The following is a 23484-nucleotide window of genomic DNA, read 5'->3' as shown; positions in this document are numbered from 1 at the left end:
GATCACCGCCCCCACGTGCGTGCAGCACGTCGGTACTGGCACTTCGCCCGCGGACGCGAGTGGGTGGTCGACCGCTGACGGCAGCTATCGCCGGGCCCAGATGAGGATCGCGGCGAGGTGGAGAGCCCTCTGGTAGGCGATGACGAGCTTCTCCGTTCGCATGGCCAGACCGCGCCACTGCTTCAGCAGGGCGATGCACCGCTCAACGCTGTTGCGTCCCTTGTACGCCTCTGGGTCGAACGTCGGCGGCCTCCCGCCGTTCGAGCCGCCCCGCCGACGGTGCGGGCCTGGTCCACCGGCTGTGGAATCACCGTCCGCACGTGCCGCTCGCGCAGGTGAGCGCGGACGCGCGCGAGGAGTAGGCCCGGTCCGCGAGCACCACGTCCGGCCGGGTCCGCGGCCGCCCGCGCTGGCAGCGCGGTACACGGATGTCGGCCATCACCGCGGTGATCGCGGGCGCGTCACCAGCCTGACCAGCCGTCAGCGCAATCGCCGGGGGACGAGCGTTGGAGTCGGCAGCCAGATGAACCTTCGTGCTCAGGCCACCTCGCGAGCGTCCCAGCGCGTGGTCGGCCAGCTCGCCCCGGCCGGAGTCACCCATTGCGGGCGCCGGCCGCGTCCTGATGGGCCCGGCAGACTGTCGAGTCCACCGAGACCACCCACCCGACGTCGCCGTCCGCGTCCGCCACCGCCAGGACAGCAGCGAAGACGCGGGCCCACGTGCCATCCACCGCCCAACGCAACAGCCGCTTATGGGCGGTCAGCGGCGAGTCGTTCCGCGTCCGCAGTGCCGGGGTTGGCTGACCAGAGCACGAGTTGCTGTTCTGGGGCACCGGCGTAGCGGAAGGTGTCCCAGTCGAGGGTGAGTTCGCCGACGGTGGGGTGGGCGATGCGCTTGCTGCCGAAGTCCTGGTGTGCGACGCGGTGCTCGGCTCACCAGGCCCGGAAGTGCTGGTCGGCGACGGCCAGCTCGCCCACGAGGGCGGTGAGGGCCGGGTCGGTCGGGTTCGTTCCGGCCTCCATCCGCAGGACCTCGACGCAGGTGCGGGCCACGTCCTCCCACTCCGGGTAGATGTCGCGCATCACCGGGTCGGTGAAGACCATGCGGACGTAGTTGCGCTCGGGTTCGGGCACGGCTGCGAAGTCGCACAGCAGCTCCGCCGCCAGCGGGTTCCACGCGAGGATGTCGAGTCGCGGGCCGAAGACGATGGCGGGTGTGCCGGTGAGCTGGGCGAGCAGGCGGGTCAGGTGCGGGTGTGCTTTGGGGCGGGCGGACCGACGCGGCGTCTTGCGGTGCCCGGCCCGCGCGGCCTGGGCGACCAGTCCCTCCACGTACGTCCTCTGGTCACCGTCCAGCCGCAGCTTCCGCGCGAGGGAGTCGAGCACCGGCGGTGACGGTGCCAGCCGGCCCTGCTCGATGCGTACGTTGTAGTCAGTGCTGATCGCGGCGAGCTCGGCCACCTCCTCGCGGCGCAGCCCTTGCACTCGGCGCTGGGTGCGCGCGCTCGGGGAGCCCCACCTGTGCGGGTGTGAGTTCGCCACGGCGGTGCTTGAGGAACTCACCGAGCTCACGAAGGTGCGCGGAACCAGCCATTCCTTCAGCATGGCACCGAGGAGAAGGCTCTGCCTGGGAAAGATCCTTCCTAGGAAGCAACGCGACCTTCCTGCGCCGGGCCACCGGCCGGAAAGTGGGAACAGGCCCGCAGATCGCCGGCCACCCATGATTCCGCAGGAGCAGAACATGAGGACTGACGTCCGCTTCCCGGCCAACGGCCGCTCAGACCGACCACCGGATGAAGGCCGTGGCCGGTGTGTCCGGGACGGACGTTCCCAGCTTCTTCCGCGGCGCCGACCCCGAGGGCTGGCAGCAGATGGTGGCGAACTCCGGAAACCTCCGCAGCGCCGAGGCCGCCGGCGAGCCCGCGGCGACGTTCGCCGTGCTGCCCGAGACGGCCGACGCCGGCACCCCCGCCCCGACGGCCGAGTTCGTCGACTACTCCAAGACGCCTCGCGGCATGCACCCGCGCTCCACGGGTGACGTGGTCGTGCGCAGCGCGGACCTCCTCGACCAGTTCGACTCCTTCGCCGATGTCGCCAGGATCGCGCCCCGCCCGCTGCTCATGATCGCCGGTACCGAGGCGGTGACCCGCGGGTTCTCCGAGAAGGCCGTCGCCGACAGCCCCGGCAACGCCGAACTGTTCCTCGTCGACGGCGCCACCCACGTCGACCTGTACGACCGCGACGAGTACGTGACTCCTGCCGTCGCCAGGCTGGTCGAGTTCTTCAGCAAGCACCTCGCCTGAGCCGGCGAGCCTGTGGGGGCAACGGACGGGAGATGATCTTGAAGGTTGTCACGAGCAGCCTGCCCGCATCCCGCACACCTGCTCGACAAGCGGCGTCAGACGCAGGCCAAACCCCTCCCGGACGCCATGCGAGCGGAGCCGGTGCCCCGCCGGTCGGCGACCGCGTCATTCCGAAGGGATGCGAAACTCGAATTCGGGACGGTCCCACGGCATGGCGGGCGGGTTCGCGAACGCGGTCCCGGTCCGTACCGCACCGACGCGGTGGTAGAAGCCCTCGGCGGGGAGGTGCGACACGACTTTGACACGGTCGATGCCGGCGGCACGGGCCTCGGACTGCATGTGCGCGACGAGCAGCCGTCCGATACCCCGTCCTTGCGCTTCGTCGGCGACGAACAGCAGGTCGAGTTCCGGTGGAGCTAGGACGAGCGAGTAGAACCCCAGGACCCGGCCTCCGCGCTCGTCGGCGCCGACGGCCACAAAGGTGCGGTGGGCCTCGATGTAATCGGGACCGACCCGGTAGCCCGCGACTGCGGCTGCGTACTTGCCCTCGTAGGCCCCTGAGCCACGCACGAGCCGTGTGAGCCGTTTGGCATCCCCCGCCACGGCCCTCCGCATCGTGACCGGCTGGCGGATCGAGGAAGTGCGTGGACTCATCGGGACAGTATTTCGCACCGGGGAGTACCTCCGTGCCGGAGGACGGCGGCCCGGGCAGGCGTTCTGCACCGCGTGAACGCCATGACCTGCGGTTTTGTGTCCGACATGGCAAGACAGTGGGTGCCACGGCAAGCGGAAGGGGTCAACGGTCGGCCGGTGGCGGCGTTGCGGCGAGTTCGTCGCCTCGCGCCGCCACGTCCGATTCCGGAGCGGGGTCCATGGCGCGCCCGTCGGACCTCGCCAGCAGCCAGTACAGCGTGGCCGGTACGGCGAGGCCGACGATCCAGGAGACGTCCGCGCCGCCGAGCGGTGCGACGAGGGGGCCGGTGTAGAACGACGTGGCGAGGAAGGGGAGTTGGGCCAGGACGCCGACCGCGTAGACGCTCAGGGCGTTGGCGCGCCAGGCGCCGTAGCGGCCGTTCGGGTCGAAGAGGGCCGGGATGTCGTAGCGCTCGCGGGAGATCAGGTAGTAGTCGACGAGGTTGATGGCCGACCAGGGGGTGAAGAAGGTCAGCAGGAACAGCAGGAAGTCCTTGAACGAGACGAGGAAGCTGTCCTTGCCGAGCAGGGCCAGCGCGGTGCCGGTCACCATGATCACGGCGATGTACCCGGCCCGGCCGCGCGGCGACAGCGTCCGCCGGCCGCGGAAGCCGCTGATCCCCGTGACCATGGAGATGAATCCGCCGTAGGTGTTGAGGACGTTGATGGTGAGCTTGCCCAGGGCGATGGCGAAGTAGAGGAGCGATGCGGCCGCTCCGGCGCCGCCGAGCGAGACGACGTAACCGACCTGGTCGTCGAGAAACCTCTCCCCGGCCGTCGCCGCCACCAGCACGCCGAACGTCATGGACCACTGGGAGCCGAGGGCCGAGCCGGACAGCGTCCACCAGAATGTCGCCCGGGCGCTGGTCGTGCGCGGCAGGTAGCGCGAGTAGTCGGCGACGTACGGGCCGAAGGCGAGTTGCCAGGACGCGGACAGCGACATGGCCAGCAGGAACATCGGCAGGGAGAAGTGGGCGTCGCCGAGCAGCGCGCCCACGTCGACGCGGTCGAGCAGCCGGATGCCCAGGAAGACGAAGGCGACGGCGCAGACGACGCTCGCCACTCGGCCCACGACGTGGATGACGCGGTAGCCGATCGCGGCCACGACGGCGGTGAGCACGGCGAAGGCGACGATGCCCGTGGTGTCGTCGGTGTGGGTGAGCCGGGCGGTGGCCTGGCCGGCGAGCACGCTGCCGCTCGCGAAGAACCCGATGTACATCAGGATGACCAGGAGCAGTGGCACGGCGGCGCCCCGGACGCCGAACTGCGCTCGCGACTGGATCATCTGGGGGAGTCCGAGCTTCGGGCCCTGCGCGGAGTGCAGCGCCATGACGGTGCCGCCCAGCAGGTTGCCGACGACGAGGCCCACGAGCGACCAGACGACGTCGCCGCCGAAGACGACGGCGAGGGCGCCGGTGACGATGGCGGTTATCTGGAGGTTCGCGCCGAGCCAGAGCGTGAACTGGCTGAACGCCCGGCCGTGTCGCTCACCGTCCGGCACCACGTCGATCGAGTGCCGCTCGATCACGCCGGCGGCTCGGCCGGGGCTCTCCGGGATGCGCGCGTCCGTCTGCTCGTTACGACCTGCCCTGGCCATCGTCCGCCCTCCGCGCTCACCCACCGCCCTGCATATTGCCATGCAGACTCTGGCCCGCTGAATGATTTGTCAATACCCTGCCGACCGGCGGTGGTCGGCTTGCCCCTGCGGATGATCAGCAGCAGCCGGCCCTCGGCCTGAAGCGCCGAATACCGGATCGGTGGTGGCCTGGCGGCGGCCGCCTCGCCCGCTACCTACGCTGGTCCTGTGCGCACAGTGGAGTTGCTGCTCGACGACGCATCCGAGGCGCGGGTTCGGGATGTCTGGGGGCGGCTCGCGGAGGCGGGAATGCCCAGTCTGGCTGGGCACCGGCATCCGACGAATCGGCCGCACCTCACCCTGACGACCGCGCCCGACCTGCCGCGGGAGGCGCCGGCGGTGGCGCTTTCGGCGCTTCCCCTGCCGTTGCGGCTGGAGGGGACCCTGCGGTTCGAGGGGCGAACTTCGATACTGGCGTGGCGCGTTGTACCCGAGGCCGGGCTGGCCGCGCTTCAGCGGCGGGTGTGGGAACTGGTGGCCGGGGGCGGGAATCCGCTGTTCGAGCCGGGCAACTGGGTGCCCCATCTCACCCTCGGGCGGACACGGTCCGGGGCCGGCTCATGGCCTGCGGAACTTCTGCCCAGCGAGCTGGCCGAGCCCTGGGAGGGGACGTTCACCGAGGCGCGGAGCTACGACACCGAGCGGCGGACCGTCGAGCGGCTCATGCCACCGCCCGGCTCGGGTACCGGAATCTGACCGCTACTCACCCCGAAGGCTGGGAGTACGGGCCGCGCTTGCCGCTCGGCAACGTCACGACAGCTCTACCGCGACCCAAGCCTCGGGAGCGGATCGCGGCCGGCCGGTACGCGGTGGCGTTCCGGCAGGCCGGCGCGCTGCCGGGTCGGCATTCTCGGTAGCGTGAGCAGTGGATACGTGGAGCGTCCGTACGGTCGGCCGGTCCGTCCGACGGCTTTCGGCGAAGAGTGACGAGGTTGCGGTGAGTGAACTGACGAAGCCCGAGGTCCATGTCCCGGAGGGCGCCGCTCCTGCCGAGCTGACCATCCGGGACCTGGTCGTCGGGGACGGGGCCGAGGTCAAGCCGGGCATGGTGGTCCGGGTCCACTATGTGGGCGTGACCTTCGAGTCCGGGAAGGAGTTCGATGCCTCCTGGGACCGGGGCGAGCCGTACAAGTTCGCGCTGGGCAGCGGGAAGGTCATCAAGGGCTGGGACCGGGGGGTGAGGGGGATGAGGGTCGGCGGTCGGCGCGAGATCATCGTTCCTCCGCGTCTCGGGTACGGCAATCAGTCGCCGTCGCCCTTGATCCCGGCGGGCTCCACCCTGGTCTTCGTGGTGGATCTGCTGGACTCGTACTCCCCCACGACCGGGTGGAGCAACGCCTGAGGAGTGTTGTGAAAGTGCACTGGTGGGCGACTGAATCCTGGTAGGCCAGTACAGTCGCGGGCATGGTGAAACCAGTGCTGCGGGCAATCGAAGATGACGGGCGCGTTGTGGACGATCCGAGCGAGGACGCCCTGCACGACCTGTTGGCTGATATGAACCTGAGTCACCGGTTCGTGATCCTCAGCAGGCTCGACCTGGAGCCTGTGGATCAGCACTACATGCAGGTGTACCTGAATGACGACATGAGCTACCAGGTGGAGTACCGCGAAGGCAGCGCGGACAAGCACTTCCAGGCTCATGTCCCGAGGCCACGTGAGGTCATCGGCCCAGAGCCGATTGCCAAAGTGATGATGGACTGGGCGCACGATCGCCAGGGTTGGCGTGAGGCGCTGGCATGGCTTCCGATGTCCTGTTAGAGCACCGTCACAGCCACTCATTGATCGCTGCGGCTGGAACAGTGCGGGAATCGCCCCGCTGCCCGTTCGTCAGATCCCCACGTCCCCCCGGACGTGACCATCGACGAACAAGATCCACTTTCGCAACAGGCCCTGGGCGGCGTGAGTCGTGGGGGTCCTGCCGACGGACGGTACGGCCACTTCCCGGTACTCCCCCGCGACCGACGCCGGCTCGTCACGCGGCGATTCGGCCGGACCTGTCGGCCCGTCCCAGACGGAGCGCGGAGACCAGGAAGAACACCCCGCCGAGGAAGGCGTACCCGGCCAGCGCCCCCAAGGAGGCATCGGCCTTGCCGGCCTGGGCGATGAACGAGGCTCCGGCGAGAGTCGAGATGGCCCCGCTGAGGATCATCGGCCACTGCCCCGCCATGCCGCGTCGGCGTCGCAGGGCGCCGACGATCAACTGGACGGCTCCGGCGGTGATCGCCCACGCGCCCCAGACCCGCAGGACCGCCGGGATGCCTGATGCGGCTGCGGCGACCAGACCTGCGGTGGTGAGAGCGCTGAGCGTGATGTTCGCGCAGAGACCGCGCACCGGTCCGTGGGCCGCCCTGGCGGACCTGATGTCGATGACCGCGCACGCCACGTCGAACAAGGGGTAGATCACGAGCAGCGTCGCGCTGAGCGGGCTCAGGGTGTGGGCGGAGGCGAACACGAGGGCCGCCCATACCGTGGCGAATGCGAAGCGCAGGAAGTACAGGCGGCGCAGCGCCCCGGTGTCGCTCTTGGTGGGGGCGGCGAGGGATGAGGCCATGGGATGCCCTTTCGGCGAAATCGGGTCTTCCACCAGAAGTCGAAGAAGAGGGAGAACGTTCGGTCTCCCTGTGTCCATCTAAGGGGCTCCCCCTCCCCCCGTCAAGACCGAACGTTCTCCCTCCCTGCCTGCTACCGTGGCCCCCATGACCGCGGGCACAGAAGGCAAGAGCACGTCCGAAGCCAGGGCGCGCCTGCTCGACACAGCGACCCGGATCTTCTACGCCGAGGGGATTCACTCCGTCGGAGTTGACCGGATCATCGCGGAGGCGAAGGTCACCCGCGCCACGCTGTACCGGCACTTCAAGGGCAAGGACGAGCTGATCCTCGCCTACCTCCAGCAGGCCGACCACGGCATCCGGGGACAGGTGGCCGCCATCCGGGCCCAGGGTCTCCCGGCGGCCGAGACGGTCCGGGCCGTGGGCAGGTCCATCGCCGAGGGCATCCAGTCCCCCGGCTTCCGCGGCTGCGCCTTCCTGAACGCGGCGGCCGAGTATCCCGACCCGGCGCACCCCGTCCACCAGGCCGTGCTGGCCCACCGGCAATGGTTCCTGGAAACCGCCACGCAGCTCATGGAGGACGCCGGCTGCTCTCCCGCCGAGGTGACCGGCCGGCACTTCGTCATGCTCCGGGACGGCGCCATGGCCGCCGGCTGCCTCTTCGACCCGGCGCTGATCTGCGACACGTTCCTGGACGGCATCGAGGGTCTCCTGCGCACGGGCACGGCACCGACCCCTGACCCCAACTCCCCGGCCCCGTCGGCCACATGACCGCCTGGACAGGACCGGCCTGAGGTACGGCGCCGGGGCTCAGCGCGTGGTCGCGTCCTCGCGCGGGGCCACACGCTCCGGCCGGCCGGCGGCGTGGTCCCCTTTCGGGCATCGGCGATGCCCGCGAAGTGCCTCACCTGCCCTGGCGTCCCCCGTGCGTGTTGCGCACCATGGCCAGACCGACGGAAGGCGGGACATGGCGACACACCAGCGGCGGAGCCGGCAGGAAGCCGGGAACGACTCGGCGGAGGAACGGAGTTCGGCGTCCGGGGGCCGGACGGACGCCGTGCGGCCCGCCGGGCCCGGCCGGGCGGTGAGTCCGGCCGGTGTCGCGGCGCTCCAGCGGTCCGCCGGGAACGCCGCGGCGGCAGCGGCCGTGCAGCGGTCCTCGGTCAACCGGGTGCTGCGCGGGGCCGGGCGGCCGCTGGACGCCTCGGTGCGCGGCGAGATGGAGGCGCGGTTCGGGACCGGGTTCGGGGATGTGCGGGTGCACAGCGGGCCGGACGCGGAGCGGTCGGCGACCGAGATCGGTGCCCGTGCGTACACCGCGGGCAGCCATGTCGTCCTGGGGCGCGGGGGTGGTGACAAGCACACCCTGGCGCACGAGTTGACGCACGTCGTGCAGCAGCGGCAGGGGCCGGTGTCCGGGACCGACTCGGGGCACGGGTTCGCCCTGTCCGACCCCGGTGACCGGTTCGAGCGGGCGGCGGAGGCCAACGCGCACCGGGTGATGTCCGGCCCGGTTCCGGAGGGCGGTGGCGCGGCCGGGCCGGTGCAGCGGGCCGTGGGCACGGACCCGGACACGGTGCAGCGGGCCCTGACCATGGACCTCGAGAACGCGCAGGTCTCGCACTACACGCCCTCGAAGAAGGGGGCGGAGACCGCGCAGAACCTGCGGATCGAGCGTCCGCACGAGGTGAGCGGCCCGGTCAGCAAGACCGGCACCAAGGGCAGGCCCGCCGCACCCAACCCGATCGCGGTGCGCAAGCTCCAGCAGGCGTACAAGGGGCAGGCGACCGCCAACAAGTGGAAGGTGCCCAGTGAGGCGGACGTGTGGCGGGACCTGTTCGGTGGCGCGGGGTACGACCGCGGGCATGTGATGGGTCTGGAGGTCGGCGGTGTGGACGACCCCCGGAACATCGTCCCGCAGTGGTCCCTCAACCAGGGCACCGGCATGTGGCGGCGCATGGAGCAGGCGCTCGCGGACATCGACGCGGGCACCGTGCGCTTCGTGGTGCACTACGCGTCGGCGAGCGGCAACCACCGTGCGGTGATGGTGCCGACGCGGATCGACGTCTACCACGACGGAGCGCCGTACAAGCAGTGGAACAACGAGCCGGACACCAATGACCTGATCCGGTCCGGCGCCGACCCGAGCGACCTGTTCTTCTTCTACGAGAAGGCCATGGACGACCTGGACCGCCGTGCCGGCGAGACCCTGACGCACGCGGAGATGGACGATTTCGTGCTGCTCGCGCTCGGTGCGGACCGGGCCGACATGCTCTCGCACAACGACTACCACGACGCGCGCGCCCAGGGCGGAACACCGGCCGCCGATGCCGCCGAGCAGCACGCGGCGGGCATGTCCAAGTCGGCCATCCCCGCCGACCGCCGCAAGAAGCAGCTCGAACGGTACGTGGCGGCGGGCCTGGTGACCCAGCACGGTACGGGTGACAAGGCCACCTACACGCTGCACGACGCTCCGGGTCCGTCGCCGGACAGCGACTCCAGCTCCTCCAGCAGTTCGGACGTGGAGATGTCCGAGGGGTCCCAGTCGCCGGGGCAGCCGTTCATGACCATGACCTTCGACTCGCAGAGCAGCGGGGACGAGTACACGGGGTCCGACGACCAGATGTCGACCTCCCCCTGAGCCGTCCCTCGGGCGAGTGGATGCCGGCGGGCCGGCCGGCCTTCACGCCGGCCTCGTCGTTGCTCCCTCACCCCGCTCCGGTGCTTGGAGAAGATCCAGCCAAGTTTGATTCGTATTCAATGACGCCTACGCACGGTTACCGAGAGAAATTCAGGCAAGACACTCGAACATAGTCGCGCAATTGGGGCACTTGCCCGGCAGGGCCGGGGGTCCGTTTTCCGGACGCCCGGCCCTGTCGCGGCTTTGCATCGCGGCGCGTCTCGAAGAGCATGGGCACGACGCCCACGTCACCTGGTGTCGCTGAGCACTCCGCTGACATTGAGCACCTCATGGCACTCCTGTGCCCGCCTGCCGGTGGCAGGGGTGCCCGGCTTGGCACAGGTGACCTGAGCGGTGACCGTGTCGTTCGCGGCGATCCTGATGGGGGTGACCCAGTGATAGTCCTGGTTGCGGAAGGTCTCCAGCGCGATCGTCGTGATCTTGCGGTCACCGAAGTTGATGGTCAGCACCCCCTCGTCGCCCTGGAAGTTGGCCACGACGATGTCGGTGACCTGGAAGACCTTGTCCGCGGGGACCGTGTAGGTGCCGGTCTTCTCCGAGCCGCCGCCCGTCTGCACGTCGATGGTGGCCGAGCTCTGGCCGCCGCCCCCGGCCGCGCCGCCACCGCCACCGTCGCCGGTTCCGGTCCCGGTGCCCGTGCCGTCGCCGCCGCCGCCGGTTCCCGGCTGACTGCCCGCGCCGCCACTGCCGGTGCCGGGCCGCCCGTCGTCGGCCCCCGTGCCCTGGCCGGCCTGCTCGCTGCCGCCGGGGGTGGGCCGCTGCTGGACGACCTCGTCGGCCGCCTCCTTAGCGGCGCTGCGCACGGCGGGCCGTACCAGGGTGAACCAGGCGAGGAGCAGGGCGATCAGCGCGGCGAGCACCGCGAGCAGCCACTTGGGGAAGACCGGGATCTGGACGAACTCGGCGTCCAGCGGGGTGCGGACGGCGTCCGCGGGCTCCGGCCGCGTCGCCTCCGGCTCCGCCGTCTCGGCCACGGTGACGGTGAACGGCCAGGTGACGGGGGCGCCGAACCACACCGGCCTGCCGATACGGGCCCGCAGGGCCACTTCCGCCGACTCGCCGGGCTCCAGGGCCTGTTCGGCGGGCTTGACGGTGAAGCGCAGTTCCTCGCCCGGCTGGGCGGGCGTGAAGCCCAGCGTGACGGGCGTGTTGCCCTCGTTGCGCAGCGCCAGCCGGTACCGGCCGCGCAGCCAGCCCCGGCGGCGGCGCGGGGCGATCTCGGCGCGCAGCTCCCGGAACTCCTCGACCCGTACGGTCGATTCGGGCACCCGTACCGCCTCGGGGTGCTCGGTGGGCAGCACGCGCACGGCGAGCGGCACCTCGCCGGCCCGGATCTCGGGGGACCTCGGGGGTTCGAGCCGGATGGTCACCGTCTCGGAGGTGCCCGGGTACAGGGACACGCGCGCGGGCTCCACCGTGGCCCAGGCCGCGCAGTCGCCGACCACCTCGAGGCCGTATGCCTCGACGATGTCGCTGTCGTTGCGGACGGTCAGGGTGGTGGTGGCGGTTCCGCCGGGCGTCACCGACACCGCGGGGATGTCGGAACCGGGCGCGCCGGGGCTGGGGGTGGATGCTGGAGACGTCACCCGGTGACCGTATGACGCGGCCCCTGCCCCTCGGAGAGACGCGAGGGCAAGCCCGCGGGCAGCGTTCGTGCCCCGGACAGCGCTCCTCTACTCCCTTTGAGATAGCACCAGTTGACCTTCGAAGACCCTGCGCGGGCCGACTTCCGCCGCTCGGTCCCGCACGTTGCTCCACCGGCGCGCCGCACCACCCCCACACGTTCGATGGAAACAGGACTCATGACCACGAGCTGCCCTCAGGCCGACCCTCCCGCGCCCGCCGCCCACCACAACGCCCCCTGGACCACCTCGGCCCGGCGGACCGAGCGGGTGTCCGTCACCGTCTACGCCCCCGACCCCGTCCTCTACGTCGGCATCGTGCACCAGTTGCGCCAGCGCCCCGAGATCGAGTTCGTGGAGGCCGGGGCGGCCGACAGCGCCCAGGTCTCCCTGATCACCGTGGACACGGTGGACGACGAGACATCGGCGCTGCTCAACCGGCTGCGCCACAACTCCGCGACCCGTACCGGCCTGGTGGTCGGCACCTTCGAGTCGGGTGACGCTCTCCAGCGCGCCATCGACAACGGGGTCGCCGCCGTGCTCCGCCGCGCCGAGGCCGACCAGGACCGGCTGCTGCGCCTGGTCCTCGCCATAGCCAACGGCGAGGGCATGCTGCCCGGCGATCTGCTCGCCAAACTCCTCACCCACGTCGGCAGCATGCAGCGCTCCTCCCCGCTCGACCCGCGGGCGGCCTCGCTGTCCACGCTGGCGCCCCGCGAGACGGAGATGCTGCGGCTGGTGGCGGAGGGCCTGGACACCGGGGAGATCGCCCGGAAGACCTCGTACTCCGAGCGCACCGTGAAGAACGTGCTGCACGAGGTGATCACCCGGCTGCAGCTCCGCAACCGGGCTCACGCGGTCGGCTACGCCCTGCGCAACGGCTTGATCTGACAGGTGTACTGACCACCGGCTGTCGGCACACTGCCCGAAAGCCCCTCCGCCGCTTCCCCCGGGAGCGTCCCGTCGGCCCTGCCGCACCAGGGACGGCGACGCCCAGGATGGCGGACGGTTGTGCGAAAGCGGAGTGCGGACGGTGAGGTGGGCCCGTGACGGGCACGGACAAGGCCGGCGGGTGGCGGTACCCGCTGGAGCGGATCGGCCTGGCGTTGCTGCTGCTGGTCCCCCTGCTGGCGGTGACCGCGGCCGCCGGTCCCGGTACGGCGAAGGCCCGCCCCCGCGCCGGTGACGCGGCGGTGACCCGGATCGCCTTCGCGGGCACCCGGCACCGCAGCCTGGGCCGGGTGGTGACGACGAAGTCCAGCACCCCGCTGTTCGGCGCGGGCGCGACCCACTACGACGTGGAACCCTCGGCGCTGGGCGACCGGCTGGTGTTCGCCAGCCGCCGGGACGAGCGGAACCCGCAGGTCTACCTCCGGGCCGCCGACGGTTCCGTGACCAAGCTGACCCGCGGCCGGGACGCGGCGCACCCGCGGCTGACGCCGGACGGCCGGTCGGTCGTCTTCGACTCGGCCGAGCCCGGCGGCCCCGGCGGCGCCACCCAGCGCGACCTGTGGCTGGTGCGCACCGACGGCACGGGCCTGACCCGGCTGACGAACACCCCGGCCGACGAGGAGTGCCCGACGGTGTCCCCGGACGGCGGGCGACTCGCGTACTCCAGCGACGCCGATCCCCTGGTCGGGCAGCAGATCTACGTCCGCCCGCTCGGCGGCGGCACCGCGAACCGGGTCACCGGTCCGGCGAACGGCACGGCCGGCGAACCGGCGTGGAACCCGCTGGACACCGCCGGCAAGCGCGACATCATCGCGTACACGGCCACCAACGCCGACGGCCCCAAGCTGCGCTACGTATACGCGAGTTCGGGCGAGGGTGGCCCGCTGCTGGGGGCCACGGAGGCAGGCTGGCGTACCCACGGGGCAGCCTGGTTGCCCGACGGGAACCAGGTGCTGTTCCTCAGCCCGGACCGCGACTGCACGTGCGAGGGCGACTTCGACCACGTCTTCAGGACGGTCGTGCACTCCGACGACGACGCCAACCGGTCGCTCGTCCTGACCGAGGACCGCGAGGTCGGCACGGTCACCTGGCTCGGACCGGTGGACGGCGGTGGCGCCGTGGTGGACCGCACCACCGCCGCCGGACCGCATGTGGTGACCCTCCAGGACGCCCGCGCCGACGGCTCCGACCCGCGTGACCTGGGGCTGACGATCCTGAACGAGGACCCTGCGGCCGACACCAACACGGACCCGGCGAAGGACCCGCTGTTCCAGCCCGCCGCCGGGTCCGACCCGTGGACGGAGCGGCAGAACTACACCCCGGACGGGCGGCAGATCGTGCTGACCCGGTTCGAGGACTCCGACGCCGGACGCATCGAGCGGATCTGGCTGGCCGACGCGGACGGCTCCAACGCGCGGCCCCTGCCGCTGGCGGGGCGCGGCGCGAAGGACTGGGACACCGACCCGACTTTCTCCCCCGACGGCAAGTCCCTCGCTTTCCGGCGCACTTCGCCCGGCGGTACCGGCGACGCGGCCGGGCCGGGCCAGGTGCTCATCGCGGACGTGGCCACCGGCGCGCTCCGGGGCAGGATCACCCCGCCGGCCGGGCAGGCGCAGGGCACCGACGCCCAGCCGACCTGGTCATCGGACGGCACCCGCCTCGCCTTCACCCGGACGCAGGTCATCAACGGGGGCAGCGGCAACAAGCACATCTGGACCGTCCCGGTCGACCATCTCGACCGGCAGCGCGACCTCAGCGCCGCCGACTGCCCCGGCGTCTGCGACGTGATCGACGACAGCCCGGCCTTCTCGCCCGACGGGCAGACCATCGCCTTCAACCGCAAGGCGGGCGGCGGCCGTGTCGACCAGCAGGGCGGGCTTCTGCTCACCTCGGTGTCGGGCGACGACTGCCGGGTGCTGCTGCCGGCCGCCGGGCGCGGTCTTCCGGGCGCCTGCGGCCGGGAGCTGCCGGACGCCTCGGCCACCGGCCCGTTCCAGCCGCGTGATGCCGCCTGGACGGCCGACGGCACCGGTCTGGTGTTCAGCTCGCGTGCCGAACTCGCCGCGAACAGCCCGGAGAAGCTGAGCCGGGTGGATGTGGAGTCGGGTGCCCTGACCCCGCTGACCACCGGGCTGGGGGGCCGTCAGAAGGAGCCCTCGGTGCAGCAGTCCGTGGACCTGGCGGTCCAGGCTCCGGACACCTCGGGACAGGTGACCGTCGGCCGTACCGGCACCGTCCGCGTCGACGTCGTGAACCAGGGCCCGGCTGCCTCGCCCGGCACCCGGTTCACCGTGGCGCCGCCCCTCGGGGCGACCGTCACCGGGCTGACCGCGCCCGGCCGGAGCTGCGACGTGCGCGGCCTCACCTGCGACCTCGGCGTGGTGCCGCCCGGCGCCACCGTCCCGGTGACCGTCACCGTCACCGGGGTCACGCCCGGCGACCAGCCCCTCGACTGGTCGGTGACCGGCGCGGTGATCGACCCCGACCCGAGTGACAACACCGACCGCACGGTGGTCCCGGTGCGCGAGGCGCCCGCGCCGCCCGACCCGACGCCGAGCCCGACCCCGCCCACTCCTACCCCGCCCACTCCAACGCCGCCCACCACGCCCCCGGTACCGCCCGCGCCCCCGGCGCCGCCGGTTCCGGAGCCCCCGGCGCCGAAGGCCGGTCCGGGCGTGACGGTCACCGCGAACCCGAACCCCGGCTATGTCGGCGGCCGCGTGGTCGTCACGTACACCGTGCGCAACGGCCGCAACGCCCTGGCCACCGGGCTCCGGCTGCGCATCGGGCTGCCCTCGGGCATCCCGAACAACGGGCGCCCGCCGGGCTGTGACGCCGACTGGCTGTGCGCGCTGCCCGATCTGGCGCCCGGTGCCCGCAGCACCCTCCAGGTGGTGCTCAGCCCGAAGAGGGCGCTGACCGCCGAGGTCACCGGCACTCTGACCACCACGGGCACGGACGCAGACCGGGGCGACAACTCCGCCCGGCAGCGGCTGCGCGTCCTCCAGCCCAAGATCGTCGCCGTGCCGCCGGTCGGCAAGCCCGGCTTCGTGCCCTCGGTGCGCGGCAAGGACTTCCCTCCGGGGGTGCCGGTCCGGTTCCGCTGGAAGCCCGGCATCACGGCCGCCGCCGCGCCGACGGTGCCGCTGCCGGACGGCACGTTCATCGGGCAGCTCCTGATCCTCTTCAAGGACCAGACGGGCCCGCGCACCATCACCGCGAGCGGCCCCGGCTTCTCCCCGGTGAAGACGGACTTCCTGGTCGTCAACGGCAGTGTGCAGCCCCCGGACGAGGTGACCCGCCGGTGATCCACGAGGTCGACGAGGCCCTGCGGGGCCTGCTGGAGGAGTCCGGCCTTGCCGCGTCGGGCGTCGAGGTGGTCTTCGACGCGCCGACCAGCGACTGGGCGGCCCGGCGCAGCGCGCCCACGGTGTGCGCGTTCCTGTACGACATCCGGGAGGACAACTCACGGCGCAACAGCAGCGCGGGCGAGATCTACGACGAGGACGGCTTCGTCGTCGCCCGCCGCTCGCCCGCCCGCTGGTTCGAGCTGACCTATCTGGTCACGGCGTGGGCGAGCCGCCCGCAGGACGAGCACCGGCTGCTGTCCCAGGTGCTGTCCACCCTGGCGTCCACGGACACCCTCGCCCCGCACCTGCTCACCGGCACGCTCGCCGAACTCGGCCTGATCGTGGGCCTGGACGCGGGCGGCACCGGTCTGGACGCCCCGGCCGCCTCCGACGTGTGGTCCGCGCTGGGCGGCGAGCTGAAGCCGTCGCTCGGGGTACGGGTACGCGCCCCGCTGGCCGGCATCGAGCGGGTGGCCGCGCCCCCGGTCACCGAGGGCCTGGTCGTCCGGTCGGTCCCCCACTCCCCGCCGGACGAGCCGGAGTCGACGCGCCGGCTGCGCTACACGGAGATCGACGACCCCGGAGGGGAGGGCTTCGGCGGGTCCCGCGAGCGGCGGCCCGCGCCCGCCCGGCGCCGCAGGAGGGGTGACCGACAGCCATGACGCACACCGTGGAACCGGAGCTGTGGCGGCGGCTGCACACCGTGGAGGAGCGGGTGCGCAAGGCCGTCGCCGCGCGGCGGGCCGTCGACCCGGACCCGGACGACCCCTACCGGGGCCAGTACCTCACCCCCGAGGCGGCCCAGCGCGTCCTCGACACCCGCGCCGAGCCGTCCGCCGCCGAGCCCGAACCGTCGGCGGAGGACTCCCCCCTGGGCCGCCTGGCCCATGACTTCGGCCTCACCCCGCTCGACCTGGACCTGCTGCTGGTCGCCCTGGCCCCGGACGTGGACGCCCGCTTCGAGCAGCTCTACGGCTACCTGAACGACGACCTCACCCGGCGCCGCCCCACGGTCGGGCTCGCCCTCGAACTGTGCGGGCACACCGGGCTCTCCCCGGCCCGCTTCCGCCTCTCCCCCGGCGCTCCCCTGCTCGCGGGCGGACTGCTGGAGGTCCAGGAGCCGGAACGGCCGCCGCTCTCAAGGGTGTTGGCGGTGCCCGACCGGGTGACCGCGCATCTGCTGGGCGACACCGCGCCGGACGCCCGGCTGGGGTCGGTGCTCGGGGAGCACACGGCCGACCCGGCCGCCGACCCCGCGCTGGTCCGGCGGGCCGCCGCCGGGGTCCGCAGCGGCACCGGGCATGTGCACCTGCGGGCAGTCGGCGGTGCCCCCGAGGGCCTGGCGGACGCGGCCCTGCGGGAGGCGGGCCGCACCCCACTGGTCCTGGACGCGGTCGCCCTGGCCCGGCACACCCGTGACCTGCCCCAACTGGCCGCTGCCGCCGCCCGCGAGGCCCGGCTGACCGGCGCCGGGGTGGTGCTCGGCCCGCTCGACGACCTCCCCGACAAGCCGTCCGAGCGGACCCACGTGCTGCGCACGGTGTGCGCGGCGCTGTCCGGCATCCCGCTGTTCACCTACGGCGCGCAGGTGTGGGACCCGGCGTGGGCCGCCCGTACCCCGGTGTCCTGCACGGTGGGCATCTCCTCGCCCGAACAGCAGGCCGTGCGCTGGCGGTTCGCGCTGGAGGCGGCCGGGGCCCCGGACGGCTCGGCGAGTGCGGACCTGGCGCGTGCCGTGGCCGCGCACCGGCTCGACTCGGGCCAGCTCCGACGCGCGGCCGACGCCGCGGTACGCACGGCCGTGCTGGCCGGGCGCCCGGTGGGCGCGGAGGACGTACGGGCCGCCGTACGGGCGCAGAACGGCGCGGGGCTCGCCCGGCTGGCGCGCCGGGTGGAACCGGCGGTCGGCTGGGACGACCTGGTGCTGCCGCCGAGGACCCTGCGCGGCCTGCACGAACTCGCGGTACGTGCCCGCCACCGCGACCAGGTGCTCGGCCAGTGGGGGATGCGGCCGGGCGGGGGCCGGGGGCGGGGCGTGATCGCACTGTTCGCCGGGGAGTCCGGCACCGGCAAGACGATGTCCGCCGAGGTGGTCGCCACCGACCTGGGCATGGATCTCTACGTTGTCGATCTGTCGACCGTGGTGGACAAGTACATCGGGGAGACCGAGAAGAACCTGGAGCGGATCTTCACCGAGGCGTCGGCGGTCAACGCGGTGCTGCTGTTCGACGAGGCCGACGCGATCTTCGGCAAGCGCTCCGAGGTGAAGGACGCCCGCGACCGGCACGCCAACATCGAGTCGGCGTACCTGCTCCAGCGCATGGAGTCCTTCGACGGCATCGCCGTGCTGACCACCAACCTCCGGGCCAACCTGGACGAGGCGTTCACCCGGCGGCTCGACGTGGTGGCCGACTTCCCGATCCCGGACGCGGCGCAGCGGCTCGCGCTGTGGGAGCGGTGTCTGGGCGGGCGGCTGCCGCGCGCGGCGGACGTCGACCTGAAGTTCTGCGCCGACCGCTTCGAGCTGGCGGGCGGCTCGATCCGGTCGTGTGCGGTGACGGCCGCGTATCTCGCGGCGGATTCGGGGAACGAGCTGACGATGCGGCAGGTCGTGGAGTCGGTCGCGCAGGAGTACCGCAAGCTCGGCCGGCTGGTGCTGGCCGCCGAGTTCGGTCCCTGGCTCGCGCAGGTCACGGCCGCCTGACCGTGCACGCGCGGTGCGGCCTGTCCGTCCGTGCGGGCAGGCGGGCTGCCCCCGGTCAGGGCCCGATGTCCCCTGCCGCCGGTCAGGGTCCGGGGAAAGGGTGAAGCAGACCCGGACCGCAGGACCCGTGAAGGAGCGAGCATGCCGACGTACCTCACCCCAGGTGTTTACGTGGAGGAGGTGCAGTCCGGTGCTCGCCCGATCGAGGGTGTGGGCACCGCGGTCGCCGCGTTCGTCGGCTTCGCCGAGGACGGCCCGTTCCACGAGCCCACGCTGGTGACGAGCTGGGACCAGTACAGCCGGATCTTCGGCGGTTTCGTGCAGGGCGCGTATCTGCCGCACTCCGTCTACGGCTACTTCGCCAACGGCGGCGGCTCCGCCTACGTGGTGCGCATCGGCGGCTCCGCCGAGGACTCCTCCGCCCCGGCCGGGAACGGTGACGGCGCGCGGCGCGAGCAGGCGGCGCTCGCCGTCGAGGTGGGCGGCTTCCAGATCGCGGCCAAGCCCGGCGTGACCGGCGTGTCCATCGAGATCGCCGACCCGGAGGGCGAGAACCCGCCGGAGGACCGCTTCCGCGTCCTGGTCCGCCAGGGCGAGCAGGTGGCCGAGACCTACGACGCCTCGACCCGCCGGAACGTCAAGGGCTACCTGCCCACCCAGGCCCGCAACTCGAAGCTGATCGAGGTGACCGAGCAGCGCGGCGGGAACCAGACCCGGCCGGCCGCGCAGACGATCGCCGTGCCGGACGCCCCGGCCGCGCCCGCCCCTTCCGGCTCCGGCCAGGTGGCCCGGCTGGACCCGGCCGAGTACGTCGGTGACGCCGACGCGCGCACCGGCTTCGCCGGCCTGGAGAGCGTGGACGAGATCACGATGGTCGCCGTCCCCGACCTGATGAGCGCCTACCAGCGCGGTGACATCGACGCCGAGGGCCTGCGCACGGTGCAGCTCGCCGTCATCTCGCACTGCGAGCAGATGGGCGACCGCGTCGCCGTCCTGGACGCCCCGCCCGGCCTCTCCGCGCAGGCGGTCCGCAACTGGCGCAACGACGAGGCGGGTTACGACTCCCGCTACGCCACCCTGTACTACCCCTGGGTCCGGGTGCTGGACCCGGCCGCGGGGCGCAACATCACCGTTCCGCCGAGCGGCCACGTCGCCGGCCTGTGGGCCCGCAGCGACGCCGAGCGCGGGGTGCACAAGGCGCCCGCGAACGAGGTGATCCGCGGCGCGGTCGACCTGGAGCTGCGGCTGAGCAAGGGCGAGCAGGACCTGCTCAACCCGATCGGCGTGAACTGCATCCGTACCTTCCCCGGCCGGGGTGTGCGGGTCTGGGGTGCGCGCACCCTCTCCTCCGACCCGGCGTGGCGGTACCTGAACGTGCGCCGGCTCTTCAACTACCTGGAGGAGTCGATCCTGCTCGGCACCCAGTGGGTGGTCTTCGAGCCGAACGACGACCGGCTCTGGTCGAGCATCCGGCGCAACGTCAGCGCCTTCCTCACCGAGGAGTGGCGCCGGGGCGCGCTGTTCGGGCGGACGGCCGCCGAGGCGTTCTACGTCAAGTGCGACCGGGACAACAATCCGCAGGAGTCCATCGACCAGGGACGCGTGGTCTGCGAGATCGGTGTCTCGCCGGTCAAGCCGGCCGAGTTCGTGGTGTTCCGGCTGGCGCAGTTCTCCGACAGCACCAGCCTCGTCGACGAGTGACCCCCGTCGCTTCCGGCACTTATCCACCCAGAAAGGTGACAGACAGTCATGGCTGAGGGCGATGCTCTTTCCACCCATATCTTCGGCGTCCAGCTCGGCGGCTACCTGGTCGAATCCATCCAGGAGATCAGCGGCCTGAGCGTCGAGGAGGAGGTGGTCGAGGTCCGGCAGGTCAGCTCCGAGGGCAAGCAGATCATCCGCAAGCAGCCGGGCGCCCGCCAGGCCGGCGAGATCACGATCACCCGGGGACTCGACCAGAGCAGCGAGTTCACCTCCTGGATCAAGGAGACGCTGAACAACGGCGCGGTGGACACGGCGCGGCAGAACCTCACCATCGAGATCAAGGACTCCACGGGTGAGACCGTGCGGCGCATCCAGCTCATGCAGGGCTGGGCGTCCAAGTGGGAGGGCCCGTCCCTCAAGGCGGGCGAGTCGTCGGCCGCCACCGAGTCCGTGACCATCGTGTTCGAGGAGATCATCGTCGAATGAGGCGCCGTACGGTGACCGCGGGCAACCTGGACGAGATCCTCCAGGCGACGGCTCCCGCGAAGGACGAGGCGGAGGCGGTGTCCAAGCCGTTCACGCCCGCGGCGCCGCCGCGCCAGGAACCCGCGCTGCGCACGGAGTTCGAGTTCGAGCTGCCGCGCGGGTACGTCGACGAGGCGGGCACCGTGCACCGGCACGGCTCGATGCGGCTGGCCACGGCCCGCGACGAGTTGCGCCCGCAGATCGACCTGCGGGTCAAGGAGAACCCCGCGTACCTCAGTGTCGTGCTGCTCAGCCAGGTGATCACCCGGATCGGCACGGTCACCGATGTGCACGCGGGGATCGTGGAGCGGATGTACGCGACCGACGTCGCGTTCCTCCAGGACTTCTACCGGCGTGTCAACAGCGAGGGCCACACGCGCGCGGCTGTCACCTGCCCGCACTGCGAGGGCGGCTTCGAGGTGGACCTCTCGGGTGGGCGCCTGGGGGAATCGTGACGTACGCGCTCCCCCGGCTGCGGGAGGAGATCGCGTACGTCGCCTACCACTTCCACTGGACCCGTGAGGAGATCCTCGACCTCACCCATGCCGAGCGCCGGGAGTGGGTCACCGAGATCGCCCGCATCAACACCCGCGTGAACGAAGGCGGTTGACCGCATGGGATGGCGAGACAGGGTACGTCGTTCCCGACCGCCCGCCGCCGGGAACGTCGGCAGCGCCGGCTCCGCACCAGTGGAGCGGGCGCCTGCCGGCGTCGGCGTGCCCGAAGGCTGGGACGGCGGCTGGCGTGCGGCTGCCACGCCCGAACTGACGGTTTCCCGCGCCCCGTTGGCGGTCAGCGACGGGCTCGGCTTCCGTGCGGGGCTGGCCGCCTGGCGCGACCCGTCCTTCGACACGGGGCTCGCGCACGGGGTGCTGCCTTCGGCTCCGGCCGGTCTGGTGCGGGGTGTCGCGCGGCCGGCTTCGGGGTCCGGGGAGACGTTCAGCGGGGGCGGGCCACTGCTGTTGCGTGCGGTGCGGCGGGAGGAACCCGAGGAGGCCGGGCCCGAGGCCGGAGAACGGCGGGAGCGGGTCGTGGCCGGCCGTCCCCGGCAGACGGCGCGTACGGCGGGTCCCGGCTCTCCGTCCGGCAAGGGCGCCGAGTCCGGGGCGTCTGGCGTGCCCGCGGTACGGCGGCGGGGGAGCGCCGACTCGGCCGAGGAGCAGCGGGGGCTCACATCGACGGCTTTCCCTGCGGTGCAGCGGGCGACGGCCGCAGCGGCTCCGAAGGCGCTCCCCGTGGTGCGGCGCGTCGCGGTGGTGGATCCGCGTACGGGCGGGGCGGCACCGGCTGTCACGCCGACCCGCACCGGCTCGCGCACCGAGAGCGGTTCGGCTTCTTCCGGTACGGAGAGTCGGCGCGCGATTGCCCCTTCCGTGCGTCCGCTTCCCGTGGGCCGCTCGCTGGTCGTCGCCCGGCGGCCGGTCGGTCCTGTGCGGCGGGTGACTCCTGTACCGATGGCCGCTCCCGAGGTGGCCGCGCCTGAGTCGCGAGGGCAGGCTGATCGGGTCACTCAGGCGGAGCAGGCCACGGTTCAGCGGCGCGAGGGGAGCCGTCCGCCGTTGGGTGAGCCTCTGTCCCAACTCCCGCCCACCGCTGTGCCGATGAAGCAGGGTGCGGTGGAGGGGGACACTCCGGGGCCCGCGCTTCCTGTGGTCCAGAGTCGGGCGGAAGCCTCGACCGGGGAGCGGCAGGCGCCGTCCACCGAGGCCGTCCAGCGCCGGGCCGCACCCTCGGCTCCGCGTACCCGGACGGGTCTGGGCGCACCGCTGGCGGAGCTGCCGCCCACGGCCGATGTGCCCGGCGGCCGGCAGCGGCCTGGCCGGGCCCCGGTGCAGCGGTCCAGCACATCGAGACCTCAACCGCCCTCACAGAAGCCGTTGTTGGGCGACGGGCAGCCGGACGCCTCCAGCGGGCCGACGCCTCACGCCCCCACCCCTGCCGACCCCCTGGTCCAGCGCCGTACGACCACGGAATCCGCGTCGGCCGGGGGCTCCGCCGACTCGGCGCCCCTGACCGTGGCCCGGACCAGCACCCCCGCGCACGAGGCACCCGGTACCGGCCCCCAGGGCACCCCCGCACGCCGTACGTCGGCACCCGACGACACGCCTCGTACGGCACAGCGCGCCCCGGCGACCCCGGCCACGCCCCGCACCTCCAAGCGGCCGACCCTCGGAGCGCCGGAGCGGCGGAGTGCCGTATCCCCAGCCACGGCGCCGAGCGACCAGGGTTCCGCCCGCCCGGCCGCCTCCCCCGGCGTCAGCCAGAACCCGGTACCCCTGACCCCGGCGCGTCCAGGCACGTCAACCCCTCGGGCGTCCGGCGCCGACCAAGGCTCCGCGTCCCCGGCTTCGGCACGTCCGAGCGCACCCGGCGACGCATCCGGCACCGGCCAAGGCTCGGTCCCCCTGATCCCCGCCCGCCCGGTCACGCCCACCGTCCAGACCTCCCGTACCGATCAGAACCCGGCACGTCCCGGCGCCCCAACCCCCGCACCCGGTACCGCCCAGCCCCCGGCAGCCTCGACGCACCCCGGCATGCCCACCCGGCAGGCGCCCAGCGCACCCGGCACCACGGAGACTTCGGCACCGCGCACCCCCGGCAACACATCGGCCCCGGCACCCCGCACCCCCGTCACCGCCCCGACTTCGACGCCCCGTACCCCCGGCACCACCCCGACCTCGGCCCCCCGTACCCCCGGCACCACCCCGACCTCGGCCCCCCGTACCCCCGGCACCACCCCGACCTC

General features: G+C 72.5%; 18 protein-coding genes and 3 pseudogenes. 15 read left to right on the top strand and 6 right to left on the bottom strand.

The annotated features are described in order from the left end of the window. Window positions 1-84 precede the first annotated feature (84 nt). Window positions 85-761, bottom strand: a pseudogene (locus ACZ3HQ_RS20565) (IS5 family transposase); the annotation flags it as partial. Then, window positions 751-1594 (bottom strand): annotated as a pseudogene (locus ACZ3HQ_RS20560) (helix-turn-helix domain-containing protein). The pseudogenes ACZ3HQ_RS20560 and ACZ3HQ_RS20565, both read right to left, overlap by 11 nt. A 199-nt stretch (window positions 1595-1793) precedes the next feature. On the opposite strand from ACZ3HQ_RS20560, the gene ACZ3HQ_RS20555 reads away from it, so the two are divergent. Next, the gene (locus ACZ3HQ_RS20555) at window positions 1794-2303 is read left to right on the top strand and encodes an alpha/beta hydrolase (protein ID WP_467512861.1); all 510 of its coding nucleotides are present in this window, start codon (window positions 1794-1796) and stop codon (window positions 2301-2303) included. A 165-nt stretch (window positions 2304-2468) separates the two neighbouring features. Here the strand turns inward: ACZ3HQ_RS20555 and ACZ3HQ_RS20550 are convergent, their stop codons facing one another. Beyond that, on the bottom strand, window positions 2469-2957 hold the full coding sequence (locus tag ACZ3HQ_RS20550; RefSeq protein ID WP_467512859.1) for a GNAT family N-acetyltransferase: 489 nt from the start codon (window positions 2955-2957) through the stop codon (window positions 2469-2471). 142 nt (window positions 2958-3099) lie between these two features. Continuing rightward, window positions 3100-4593 (bottom strand): purine-cytosine permease family protein, encoded by a 1494-nt coding sequence (locus ACZ3HQ_RS20545; RefSeq protein ID WP_467512857.1) that lies wholly within the window; start codon window positions 4591-4593, stop codon window positions 3100-3102. A 207-nt stretch (window positions 4594-4800) separates the two neighbouring features. Here ACZ3HQ_RS20545 and ACZ3HQ_RS20540 point away from each other — a divergent pair, with 207 nt between their 5' ends. From ACZ3HQ_RS20540 to ACZ3HQ_RS20530, 3 genes are all read left to right on the top strand, one after another. Further along, window positions 4801-5328 carry a 2'-5' RNA ligase family protein gene (locus ACZ3HQ_RS20540; RefSeq protein WP_467512855.1) on the top strand — a complete coding sequence of 176 codons (528 nt, stop codon included), beginning with the start codon at window positions 4801-4803 and terminating at the stop codon, window positions 5326-5328. A gap of 241 nt (window positions 5329-5569) precedes the next feature. Then, window positions 5570-5974 carry an FKBP-type peptidyl-prolyl cis-trans isomerase gene (locus ACZ3HQ_RS20535; protein WP_467512853.1) on the top strand — a complete coding sequence of 135 codons (405 nt, stop codon included), beginning with the start codon at window positions 5570-5572 and terminating at the stop codon, window positions 5972-5974. A 62-nt stretch (window positions 5975-6036) separates the two neighbouring features. Beyond that, window positions 6037-6390, top strand: coding sequence for a hypothetical protein (locus tag ACZ3HQ_RS20530; protein WP_467512851.1), 354 nt, complete (start codon window positions 6037-6039; stop codon window positions 6388-6390). Between the two features lie 214 nt (window positions 6391-6604). On the opposite strand, the gene ACZ3HQ_RS20525 is transcribed toward ACZ3HQ_RS20530, so the two are convergent. After that, window positions 6605-7183, bottom strand: coding sequence for a hypothetical protein (locus ACZ3HQ_RS20525; RefSeq protein ID WP_467512849.1), 579 nt, complete (start codon window positions 7181-7183; stop codon window positions 6605-6607). 145 nt (window positions 7184-7328) lie between these two features. On the opposite strand from ACZ3HQ_RS20525, the gene ACZ3HQ_RS20520 reads away from it, so the two are divergent. Then, a complete protein-coding gene (locus ACZ3HQ_RS20520) occupies window positions 7329-7952 on the top strand; it encodes a TetR/AcrR family transcriptional regulator (RefSeq protein WP_467512847.1) in 624 nt (207 codons plus the stop codon). 196 nt (window positions 7953-8148) lie between these two features. Further along, window positions 8149-9822 carry an eCIS core domain-containing protein gene (locus tag ACZ3HQ_RS20515; protein WP_467512845.1) on the top strand — a complete coding sequence of 558 codons (1674 nt, stop codon included), beginning with the start codon at window positions 8149-8151 and terminating at the stop codon, window positions 9820-9822. 287 nt (window positions 9823-10109) lie between these two features. Here the strand turns inward: ACZ3HQ_RS20515 and ACZ3HQ_RS20510 are convergent, their stop codons facing one another. Beyond that, window positions 10110-11468 (bottom strand): COG1470 family protein, encoded by a 1359-nt coding sequence (locus tag ACZ3HQ_RS20510; RefSeq protein ID WP_467512843.1) that lies wholly within the window; start codon window positions 11466-11468, stop codon window positions 10110-10112. A 216-nt stretch (window positions 11469-11684) separates the two neighbouring features. Here ACZ3HQ_RS20510 and ACZ3HQ_RS20505 point away from each other — a divergent pair, with 216 nt between their 5' ends. The 9 genes and pseudogenes from ACZ3HQ_RS20505 to ACZ3HQ_RS20465 all read left to right on the top strand — a co-directional run. After that, window positions 11685-12395 (top strand): helix-turn-helix transcriptional regulator, encoded by a 711-nt coding sequence (locus ACZ3HQ_RS20505; protein ID WP_467512841.1) that lies wholly within the window; start codon window positions 11685-11687, stop codon window positions 12393-12395. Window positions 12396-12550: 155 nt separating this feature from the next. Next, window positions 12551-15763, top strand: a complete 3213-nt coding sequence (locus tag ACZ3HQ_RS20500; RefSeq protein WP_467512840.1) for a hypothetical protein — start codon at window positions 12551-12553, stop codon at window positions 15761-15763. After that, entirely contained in the window at window positions 15760-16467 is a 708-nt protein-coding gene (locus ACZ3HQ_RS20495) for a Pvc16 family protein (protein ID WP_467512838.1), read from the top strand. Before ACZ3HQ_RS20500 ends, ACZ3HQ_RS20495 begins: the two co-directional genes overlap by 4 nt. Then, on the top strand, window positions 16464-18509 hold the full coding sequence (locus ACZ3HQ_RS20490) for an ATP-binding protein (protein WP_467512837.1): 2046 nt from the start codon (window positions 16464-16466) through the stop codon (window positions 18507-18509). The genes ACZ3HQ_RS20495 and ACZ3HQ_RS20490 overlap by 4 nt, the downstream gene beginning before the upstream one ends. A 141-nt stretch (window positions 18510-18650) precedes the next feature. Further along, window positions 18651-20210 carry a phage tail sheath family protein gene (locus tag ACZ3HQ_RS20485; RefSeq protein ID WP_467512836.1) on the top strand — a complete coding sequence of 520 codons (1560 nt, stop codon included), beginning with the start codon at window positions 18651-18653 and terminating at the stop codon, window positions 20208-20210. Window positions 20211-20258: 48 nt separating this feature from the next. Then, window positions 20259-20699 carry a phage tail protein gene (locus ACZ3HQ_RS20480; RefSeq protein ID WP_030803419.1) on the top strand — a complete coding sequence of 147 codons (441 nt, stop codon included), beginning with the start codon at window positions 20259-20261 and terminating at the stop codon, window positions 20697-20699. After that, entirely contained in the window at window positions 20696-21193 is a 498-nt protein-coding gene (locus ACZ3HQ_RS20475; RefSeq protein WP_031183844.1) for a zinc-ribbon domain-containing protein, read from the top strand. The genes ACZ3HQ_RS20480 and ACZ3HQ_RS20475 overlap by 4 nt, the downstream gene beginning before the upstream one ends. After that, window positions 21190-21348 (top strand): DUF6760 family protein, encoded by a 159-nt coding sequence (locus ACZ3HQ_RS20470; protein ID WP_467512834.1) that lies wholly within the window; start codon window positions 21190-21192, stop codon window positions 21346-21348. Before ACZ3HQ_RS20475 ends, ACZ3HQ_RS20470 begins: the two co-directional genes overlap by 4 nt. Before the next feature lie 1924 nt (window positions 21349-23272). Then, a pseudogene (locus ACZ3HQ_RS20465) lies at window positions 23273-23484 on the top strand (hypothetical protein); the annotation flags it as partial.

This window comes from Streptomyces sp. NPDC018263, assembly GCF_055562575.1.
Note: the sequence above shows the minus strand (reverse complement) of the source record. Positions and strands in the feature narration are given on the sequence as shown.

Coding starts and splice junctions, on each gene's coding strand:
- ACZ3HQ_RS20545 (WP_467512857.1), bottom strand. CDS start 4,593: ATGGCCAGGGCAGGTCGTAACGAGCAGACGGACGCGCGCATCCCGGAG.
- ACZ3HQ_RS20485 (WP_467512836.1), top strand. CDS start 18,651: ATGCCGACGTACCTCACCCCAGGTGTTTACGTGGAGGAGGTGCAGTCC.
- ACZ3HQ_RS20550 (WP_467512859.1), bottom strand. CDS start 2,957: ATGAGTCCACGCACTTCCTCGATCCGCCAGCCGGTCACGATGCGGAGG.
- ACZ3HQ_RS20480 (WP_030803419.1), top strand. CDS start 20,259: ATGGCTGAGGGCGATGCTCTTTCCACCCATATCTTCGGCGTCCAGCTC.
- ACZ3HQ_RS20475 (WP_031183844.1), top strand. CDS start 20,696: ATGAGGCGCCGTACGGTGACCGCGGGCAACCTGGACGAGATCCTCCAG.
- ACZ3HQ_RS20525 (WP_467512849.1), bottom strand. CDS start 7,183: ATGGCCTCATCCCTCGCCGCCCCCACCAAGAGCGACACCGGGGCGCTG.
- ACZ3HQ_RS20555 (WP_467512861.1), top strand. CDS start 1,794: ATGAAGGCCGTGGCCGGTGTGTCCGGGACGGACGTTCCCAGCTTCTTC.
- ACZ3HQ_RS20515 (WP_467512845.1), top strand. CDS start 8,149: ATGGCGACACACCAGCGGCGGAGCCGGCAGGAAGCCGGGAACGACTCG.
- ACZ3HQ_RS20530 (WP_467512851.1), top strand. CDS start 6,037: ATGGTGAAACCAGTGCTGCGGGCAATCGAAGATGACGGGCGCGTTGTG.
- ACZ3HQ_RS20520 (WP_467512847.1), top strand. CDS start 7,329: ATGACCGCGGGCACAGAAGGCAAGAGCACGTCCGAAGCCAGGGCGCGC.
- ACZ3HQ_RS20505 (WP_467512841.1), top strand. CDS start 11,685: ATGACCACGAGCTGCCCTCAGGCCGACCCTCCCGCGCCCGCCGCCCAC.
- ACZ3HQ_RS20490 (WP_467512837.1), top strand. CDS start 16,464: ATGACGCACACCGTGGAACCGGAGCTGTGGCGGCGGCTGCACACCGTG.